8 protein-coding genes are annotated in these 4,133 nt (G+C 64.4%); 3 read left to right on the top strand and 5 right to left on the bottom strand.

The genetic code is table 11. The features are described 5' to 3' along the window. The 3 genes from AX681_RS17910 to AX681_RS17900 all read left to right on the top strand — a co-directional run. Nucleotides 1-218, top strand: a 218-nt coding sequence (locus AX681_RS17910; protein ID WP_066660161.1) for a conjugal transfer protein TraD, incomplete at its 5' end; no start/stop codon positions are given. Continuing rightward, nucleotides 215-505, top strand: a complete 291-nt coding sequence (locus tag AX681_RS17905; protein ID WP_066489036.1) for a hypothetical protein — start codon at nt 215-217, stop codon at nt 503-505. The genes AX681_RS17910 and AX681_RS17905, both read left to right, overlap by 4 nt. An 82-nt stretch (nt 506-587) precedes the next feature. Further along, nucleotides 588-827 carry a hypothetical protein gene (locus tag AX681_RS17900; protein ID WP_066489033.1) on the top strand — a complete coding sequence of 80 codons (240 nt, stop codon included), beginning with the start codon at nt 588-590 and terminating at the stop codon, nt 825-827. A gap of 5 nt (nt 828-832) precedes the next feature. Here the strand turns inward: AX681_RS17900 and AX681_RS17895 are convergent, their stop codons facing one another. The 5 genes from AX681_RS17895 to parA all read right to left on the bottom strand — a co-directional run bounded on the left by AX681_RS17895 (nt 833) and on the right by parA (nt 3,939). Beyond that, nucleotides 833-1,108, bottom strand: a complete 276-nt coding sequence (locus AX681_RS17895) for an HU family DNA-binding protein (RefSeq protein ID WP_066489040.1) — start codon at nt 1,106-1,108, stop codon at nt 833-835. Nucleotides 1,109-1,642: 534 nt separating this feature from the next. Then, a complete protein-coding gene (locus AX681_RS17890; protein WP_231727421.1) occupies nt 1,643-2,332 on the bottom strand; it encodes a replication protein A in 690 nt (229 codons plus the stop codon). Between the two features lie 352 nt (nt 2,333-2,684). Next, complete coding sequence (locus AX681_RS17885; protein WP_231727548.1) at nt 2,685-2,936, bottom strand: ribbon-helix-helix domain-containing protein; 252 nt, start codon at nt 2,934-2,936, stop codon at nt 2,685-2,687. 53 nt (nt 2,937-2,989) lie between these two features. Then, on the bottom strand, nt 2,990-3,259 hold the full coding sequence (locus tag AX681_RS17880) for a ribbon-helix-helix domain-containing protein (protein ID WP_066488210.1): 270 nt from the start codon (nt 3,257-3,259) through the stop codon (nt 2,990-2,992). Then, a complete protein-coding gene (gene parA / locus AX681_RS17875; protein WP_066488208.1) occupies nt 3,256-3,939 on the bottom strand; it encodes a ParA family partition ATPase in 684 nt (227 codons plus the stop codon). Before parA ends, AX681_RS17880 begins: the two co-directional genes overlap by 4 nt. Nucleotides 3,940-4,133 lie beyond the last annotated feature (194 nt).

Here is a 4,133-nt window from a genome sequence, read left to right as displayed (position 1 = left end):
GCCGCGAACGAACGCGCCACCTGATCGAGCTGGGCGGCCTCGTCCAGAAAGCCGGGCTGGTCGAGCTGACCGACGACGATCGCGCCACGATCTATGGCGCGCTGCTCGATCTCGCCGGCCGCGCGCGCGGTGATGATGCCGGCGACGTGCTGGCGCTGTGGAAGCGGCGCGGTAAGCGCGCGTTCGATGCGGAAGCGGAAAGGAGCGAAACACAATGAGCGATTTCGATATCGAGGCGATCCGCGCCGAAGTCCGCGCGATGGATTTCGCGCGCGGCACGCCCGCAGAAGTCGCCATGTGGCGCGAGGACATGGCGGAATCTCGCGCCAACCTCGTGATCGAGGACATGATCCCGACGCCGAACGATGATGCGTTTTTCGATATGCTGCTGAATGAAGGGGCGTCCCCTCCCCTCGTGTCGCAAATCCTGCTCCGGCTGCTCGATCATCCCGACGCCGATCGCACCTTGCCGGTCACGCCAGCGGCGATCAGGGCGACAGCCTGACGGCCGCCAGGGGCGCACCGTCGAAACCCGCCATCGTCGCGTCATGGGATCAGCTTATATAGGGATATCAGGAGAACGATCGATGCGCTCCATCAACCCCTTGTTCGAGGATGCGGTGATCGACTGCGTGGCGACCGACCGCGAACCGACCGTCCAGGAGCTGTTCCACGTCGCGCAGCGGATTTGGGCGGAAGGTGCGGCCAATCGTTCGGTGTTCCGCTGGGATTGCCTCCCGCCCACCGATACCGAAAAGCTCCTCGCCCTGCGCGCCGCGCAAGCTGCCCTGTCCGGGTCGGTCGCGCACGACACGCCCCGCCGCTAACCGCGTCAGGCGGAAAGCTTGTCCTTCAGCGCCTTGGCGGGCGTGAACACGGCCTTGGTCGAGGCCGCGATCTGCATCGGCTCGCCGGTGCGCGGATTGCGGCCGGTCCGGGCGGTTGTGGCCTTGCTCGCAAACTTGCCGAACCCCGGCAGCGTCACGTCCTCGCCGCGCGCGACCGCATCGCCGATGGCCCCGAACACGCGATCGAGCAGCGTCCGTGCCTTGACCATGCTCATGCCGCTTTCCGCCGCAACATTCTTCGCCAGATCGTCCAGCTTCATCAGGCTTTCCCTCCCTTGTCGCAGATGGGATAGCCCCTCCATCGACACGCGCAAGATCAGCGATACGACGCTGCAGCACCTCGCGCGGCACCGGGTGAACATCGCGCCGGCCCCTCGGAAGGCGTCAGCGCCTACGTCATCGCGCGGTGGCTCGCCACGCTCGACGAAATCATGCGGATGCCGCCCGACCAGCTCCTGTTGCTGCGCCAGGGCGAACACTTGCTCGCGGTCGAGAAAATCCGCTTCTACGACCAGCGCGAGTTCGCGGGCCTGGTTGATCCGGCGCGATTTAAGCCCCGCTGGCGACAGTCGACGCGATCAGCACCTCGAATACGTCGAAGGCCCCTTTTCTGCCCTCACGGCGCTCCTGACGGCCGCAGGAGGGCGCTTCCGTCGCCACCTCGCCCACCTTCTCCCCGCCTAGCCTGCGGCCGGTAGGCCGCACCTGTGGCGCTGAAGGCGGCACGCAGCGAATTACGTATTGGCCGTCAGGCCAATTCCGCTTGTATATTTCTAACTCTGCCGGGATTCATTCTACCTCTCTGAATCACGTTCCTGGTCCATGACAGCGCGCCCGAGCCGGGCAAGAATCGCCACGAGGCCGGGATCGTCAATGAGCTGGGCAGGCTGCTCGTCGAGCGGGAGCCTGGCGATCATCGCCCTGCCCTCTTCGACCGCTGCCCGCCGCCGGTCGCTGTCGTCTTCTGGCGGGGGCGCGGTCATGCCGCGTTCCACCTGCGGCGGAAGCATCAAGCGGTAAGCGTTCGATGTCTGCTTGACCTGGGGGCCGCGCATCCCCGCGTTGCCGGTCGGCACATATCGGCGCAACCAGTCGAGGAAGCCATGCGCCTTGAGCCGCTTGAGCGCGTCCACCACGGCCGCAATCGAACGGCCGATGCGAAGCGCCAGCGTCGCGATGGCCGGATCGAGCCGCCCGGTCTTGTAGTCGATCAGGCGTAGCAGCTCTCGCAATACTTCAAGCCCGACATGGCCGATCGCGCCGTTCTCGCGATTATTGCGGTCGCGCCGGTGAGCAAGCCGTTTCAGGCGGTCATATTTCTCGGCCGCCTGCATGAAGCGGGCGACGTTCTTGGGATTGAACGGCTGCCAAAATCGCCCCTCCCGGCCCTCCTCGGTGCGGCTGTAGCGATGGACCCGCTGGCCGGTCTGACAGCCCGGCCGTCGCCCTTTTGGCCCTGTCAGGGCCTCGAACACTGTTTGCATGGAACCTCCCGTCGGTTGAGTGGCCCGGCTGCTGGCGGTGATCCTTCATGGACAAAGCTCTCCCGTTCTCGAAAACGGCGTTTTCGAGTTGACTTGTCGCCTGACCTGCGGGAGACTGGTGTTTGTGAGGACACCGGGCGGCTCCCGCCCATCAGACGTTCCGAGAGCCCGGCCGCCAAGCCGGGCTTTCGTCGTTTTGGCCCTGGCGGTGCCACCCGCTAGGATCGCCACGGCGAATCGGCGAATGAGTCCGCCGACACCAAAGCCTGTCAGATTACTATGTCGTTGGGAAGTGCGCTCTATAATGATGATACAATAGAGCGAGTGTGAACGTGTTCACACGTGGACTTGTTCACTTGTCGATGGGCTGATTGTATTTCTGGAGAATGTCGAGAACTGCCTCGGTCAGCATCGCCTCGATTGTGCTGTCCTCCTTGGCGGCCAGGATCGCGAACGCTCGGGCAACCGCCGGATCGAAGCGGCCAGCGATCGACTTCTTGCCGATGCGGTTGCGCTGCTGGCGTGGCGCTTCGATCGGCAGCATCGGTTCTTCAACCTCCGCAGGCGCGGCGGTCGATTTCCTGGCGTTCGTCGATCTTGCCACCTCCAAGCTCCTAATCTTTGTGTTCACACATTCACATATTCACACGTGGACAGCTATCGCTCGCCGAACGGATGCTTGCCGTGCTGGCGCATGAGCAAGTCGATGGCCTCGCCAAGGAGCGCCTGCAACGTCGTCCCCTGCTCAGCCGCCAGCATATTCAGGCCGCGACTGACCTCGGGGCTGAAATAGGCGCTCACCGCCTTCTTGCCCTGGCGGGTCTGGGCGCGAGTGGTGGCGGGTGTCGCAATCGTCGGCTCGGAGCTGTCGCCGATCGCCCCAGCCCTCTCCGCCCGTTGCTGCTTCATCGCGCCGAACTTGCTCATGCCGCGCCTCGCTTCTTGTTCACTCGTGAAGCTGCAGACACGTTCACTTGTTCACATGTCCACGCCCATAGCGCGGCAACTTCCTCGGTCGCTTTGCCTTCGGGTTCCAGCTCGATCGCGGTTTTCCCCTGCGCCGTGCTGTGATGATAGATCGCCCGCTGGGTGAGCATGACGGGCGCAACGTCCACGCCCATGCCGGCGACGCCATCACCGCCCTCGATCAGCTCGCGGGCATCCCGGTAGGTCGTCGGTGCGCGCTGGGGGCCGCCCATGAACAGCACGAACGCGGTCTTGCCGGTCGCCTGCACCAGCTCGGCCGTCATCTCTACGGCTTTGAGATCGAAGGCTTGCGGGCGACAGGGAATCAGCACCAGGTCGGCGACCTTGCAGGCTTCCCGCGCCATGATGTCGGCATGGGGAGGGGTGTCTATCACCACCAGGTCGGCCCCGAGTTCGGCTGCTTGCTGGAGCTTGCGGGGCAAGAGGGAAGGGGAGGCACAATCGACCACTTCCAGGTCCGACGATCCGCGCCATTCGCTCCAATGGCTCGCCGTTGCCTGCGGGTCGGTATCGAGGATCAACGTCGTAAGCCCTGCGCCCGCGCCAGCCGCTGCAAGGTGGATCGCCAACGTCGTCTTGCCCGCGCCCCCCTTCTGGCTGATGACAGTGATAACCTTCATGTGAACCCCTGAACAGGTGAACGTGTGAGCGTGTAAGCATGTGGACGTGTGAACACATGAACGTGTGAACGATTGGAGCGCGGTGGTCAATGATGTTGATTGGCGGCGATCCGCCATGCGGATCCTCGCCCCGCCAGCCGATCGGAACCCGGCAGGGCCAAGACCGCTTGCGGGCTTGGGGAGCGAAGCGACTG

The sequence above is a fragment of the Sphingomonas sp. CCH9-E2 genome (assembly GCF_001557215.1).
In the GTDB taxonomy this organism is placed as follows: Bacteria; Pseudomonadota; Alphaproteobacteria; order Sphingomonadales; family Sphingomonadaceae; genus Sphingomonas.
The sequence above is the reverse complement of the archived record's forward strand: the minus strand, read 5'-3'. Positions and strand labels throughout refer to the sequence as shown.